Origin of the sequence: Limnofasciculus baicalensis BBK-W-15 (assembly GCF_024178385.1) — a bacterium.
GTDB lineage: Bacteria > Cyanobacteriota > Cyanobacteriia > Cyanobacteriales > Coleofasciculaceae > Limnofasciculus > Limnofasciculus baicalensis.
Map to the genome: position 1 here is coordinate 1 of NZ_JAMZMM010000518.1, position 3,287 is coordinate 3,287.

The 3,287-nt window shown below is 41.6% G+C and carries 3 protein-coding genes and 1 pseudogene; 1 reads left to right on the plus strand and 3 read right to left on the minus strand.

What is annotated here, in order from left to right; genetic code table 11:
* Nucleotides 1–14: 14 nt before the first annotated feature.
* The 3 genes from mltA to NJ959_RS27575 all read right to left on the minus strand — a co-directional run bounded on the left by mltA (nt 15) and on the right by NJ959_RS27575 (nt 3,099).
* Nucleotides 15–1,268 (minus strand): murein transglycosylase A, encoded by a 1,254-nt coding sequence (gene mltA, locus NJ959_RS27565; protein ID WP_254014960.1) that lies wholly within the window; start codon nt 1,266–1,268, stop codon nt 15–17.
* A 188-nt stretch (nt 1,269–1,456) separates the two neighbouring features.
* Nucleotides 1,457–1,705 (minus strand): hypothetical protein, encoded by a 249-nt coding sequence (locus NJ959_RS27570; RefSeq protein WP_254014961.1) that lies wholly within the window; start codon nt 1,703–1,705, stop codon nt 1,457–1,459.
* A gap of 47 nt (nt 1,706–1,752) precedes the next feature.
* Complete coding sequence (locus NJ959_RS27575) at nt 1,753–3,099, minus strand: RNA-guided endonuclease InsQ/TnpB family protein (protein ID WP_254014962.1); 1,347 nt, start codon at nt 3,097–3,099, stop codon at nt 1,753–1,755.
* Between the two features lie 77 nt (nt 3,100–3,176).
* Between NJ959_RS27575 and NJ959_RS30990 the strand changes: the two are divergent.
* Nucleotides 3,177–3,287 (plus strand): annotated as a pseudogene (locus NJ959_RS30990) (IS200/IS605 family transposase); the annotation flags it as partial.

Consider the following 3,287-nt stretch of genomic DNA (forward strand, 5'->3'; position numbering starts at 1 on the left):
CCACTCCCCCTCGCTCATTTTTTCAACAATAGGTAATACAATTCCCCATTTGCTTTAATAATTCCCGCACGCTCTCCTGCTACCTCACCTGTACCCATAAAAATATCAACTCTACCTGGACCTTTAATCGCACTACCAGTATCTTGATCTAAAACATAGCGACTTACTAACTGAGATTCTTGCTTACCGTTAGCATTAGGAAAAGGAATTGGCGCTTTAATTAATGCTAAAGCTCCAGGAGGCATCAGGGATTTATCAGTAGCAATCGAGCGCTCTGCTGTCACAGGTACTCCAATACTACCCATCGCAGGTGCGCCGTTAGTTTCCTGAAAGAAAATAAAGCTTTCATTCCGCTGCAAATACTTATTCATTTCCTCTGGAAATTCACGGAAATAATCGATTAATACTGGCATTGTCAATTGTTCTGCGGTAAACTTACCATCATCAATTAACGCTCGCCCTACACTACCATAAGGGAGATCTGTCTTCCCCGCAAAGCCCACTGTCATAACGGTTCCATCTGTTAGCTGAAGTTGGGCTGAACCCTGGATATGAACCAAAAACGCCTCGAAGCGATCGCTGAACCAGACAAATTCTAACCCTTGTAATGGGCTATTTTTTCCTAAACCATCTTCACCTTCTAATTCAACACGAGTAAAATTAGGTTTCTGCCATTGGTTTAAGTTGGGAGGTATTCGATAAAGGGGATAGCGATATTCCGCAGAAGGTGTGCGACTAGCAACATAAATAGGCTCAAAGTAGCCAGTGAATAAAACAGATCCTCGATTATTTCTACCAATGGATTTATAAAAGACAAACTCCCGATTAACAGCGGCTTGTAATTCTGTAGCAGAATTGGATGTCACCACAAGTTGGCGGAATCTCACCAAAGAGCGACGGACTCGATTTAGAGTTATTCCTGGTACTGGATACTGTTGATAAGCTTGGACAGCCTTGGAGGTGCGAAGATACCTCAAACTATAATCTATTGAGGTCAAAAGTGCCTGTTTGTCTCCCTGTTTTCCTGGACGATCCCATAATTGTTCATCAATACCTAATGAGTCTAAAGTAACTTGTTCGGTATCTGGATTTATGGGTTTCAGAGGTAAATTTTGTTCAGGATTAGGATTGACTGGTTGTTGTGCTACAGCGATTTGTTCGCTATCTGATTTGACAGATTGCGGCGTTTTATTGACAAATGTCCAATTATTAGGTGCGAAAATTAGCCATCCTAAACTTAGGGAAAGCCAAGTTATTAATTTTCTCATAGTTACCAATATTTGTTGGTTATTGGTTATTGGTTGTTGGTTGTTGGTTGTTGGTTGTTGGTTATTGGTGAAACTACTAATAACTGTAACAGGCGAGATGCCTGTTCTACAACAAGGAGGAACAATTGGCTCTAAGCCCCTTGCCAACAACAAATAACAACTAACCAACAACTAACAACTAACAACTATTATCGTTCGACGCTGCCCCCGAATATAGGTTCCACTCGGATTGCCACAACACTAGAAGGACGTACTACCATATACTCTTGCTGCATATTTTTAATCGGTACGCTAATAAAGTCATTAGAAGTGGCTTTTGGCATGAGTTCACCGCTATACCATTTCTGAAACTCTTGAATAGTCACAAAACGGACTTCCTCTCGGTGACCGCCTGACAATAGAATGTAGACTGCATACTCATCTGGAGTTCTGGGCATTGTAACTTAATCCTCAATCAATTCCAATTATTTTGACACTCCCCGGTCTAAAGACACGGGGATTCTGCGGACAGAGTAGACTGAGGTAGCGTCCACAGCCTAATTCTCGCTACGGTTGTCAAACACCGTCTACCCAGTCGGTCCAGGTCAATGCCTAGCTTTCTGGCTACTTTGCTCATTATATTTGCAGCAGCGTTTAAGTCTGCATTCACTAGTGAGCCGTTTTTGCTTTTGTATAACCCGCGCTTGGTTCTCCTACCAGATGCTTTCCACCCATCTGGCTTTGGGCTTCGCCCCGCTTCGCTAACGCCATATTTGGGTAGGGAGTCACCATCTAAGTAGCTGGCTTTACTTGTGTAAGACTCTTCAGTAATTACAAGTTTGATACCATGTAAATCACACAATTGCTCAATCCTGTTTTTGAGCTTGCCTAGTGGCATCTGCACAAATTTTTGATTGTTCAATTTGCCCATGTTGGCATTGCACTTAAAGCCTTCATTCCAGCCCAATACGATTGTCCCAATTCTATGTTTGAGGCAGTGGTTAACAATAATTTTTGCTGCTTTGTTGATACCATCTCTCATTCTGTGGTTACGCTTCCGAGTCACACGGTCAAGCCATGCGTCCCAATACCCTTGAGGTTTTTTCTCTTTCCTAGTTGCTACTTGTTTGTTCCAGTACTGATTGAAAGCTTTCATCCCACGAGCATCAATCAAAAAAGAGTTACCCAATGTGTCAACACAAGCCGCTAAGTTATCAGCAGTGCCAAGGTCAATCGCTAATGCTTGGTTATCAAATTCTCGACAAGTTTGTTCTTGAGTGAGAGTGTAGGAAGCTTCAAGATAGAATGAACCATTTTTAGGTAGTATTGTCCATTCTTTTACCTTGGTTATATCCAGATTGGTTGGGATTGGTAATCTAAAACTATCAAGACCAAACCAACGCTTAACTGTTAGACCAAGAGAGAACTGAAGCTGTTTATCAACTATTTTGGGCTTTTGACCTCCTGAGTTAGGGTAAGCAATTTTGAACAGCTTTGACCCTTTTAAATATCCGGGTATTTTTGGCTTGTTTGGCAACTGTCCTTTAAACCAGAGCTGCTGTAGTCCTTTGTAAGACTTAAATGCTTCAGCAACACTTAATAGTGTCTGTTGTCCAGGTGTTGATGGTAGGGATTGAGCAACCTGACTCTTTCCTACTGTTGGCTCGTAAATCAAGTCAAACTTTCCAGTCAGTAATTTCCCTGTCTTAAAAAATGTTTGACGTGCAAAATACACACTAATGTTGTAGAGTTTGCCTGATTGTTCGCACAAATACTGAAGGATGGCTTTCGTCCCTTTGTCAGGATGGAGCAATATTTGCTGAACACCTATCTGTTTATTGGCTCTAGCCATTTTCGACCTTAGTGACTATTGTTGATTTTTCTATTGTAATCTACAAGAAAAACAACGGTCACCCCAGAGGTGAAAAAATGCGAAAAAACTCATACGAGTATAGGCATTATAACCATGCTATTGGGTTATGCGTTGTTCATTTTGTCTGGATACCCAAGCGACGCAAAAAGTACTTGTCGGCACTCCCC

Coding starts and splice junctions, on each gene's coding strand:
- mltA (WP_254014960.1), bottom strand. CDS start 1,268: ATGAGAAAATTAATAACTTGGCTTTCCCTAAGTTTAGGATGGCTAATT.
- NJ959_RS27570 (WP_254014961.1), bottom strand. CDS start 1,705: ATGCCCAGAACTCCAGATGAGTATGCAGTCTACATTCTATTGTCAGGC.
- NJ959_RS27575 (WP_254014962.1), bottom strand. CDS start 3,099: ATGGCTAGAGCCAATAAACAGATAGGTGTTCAGCAAATATTGCTCCAT.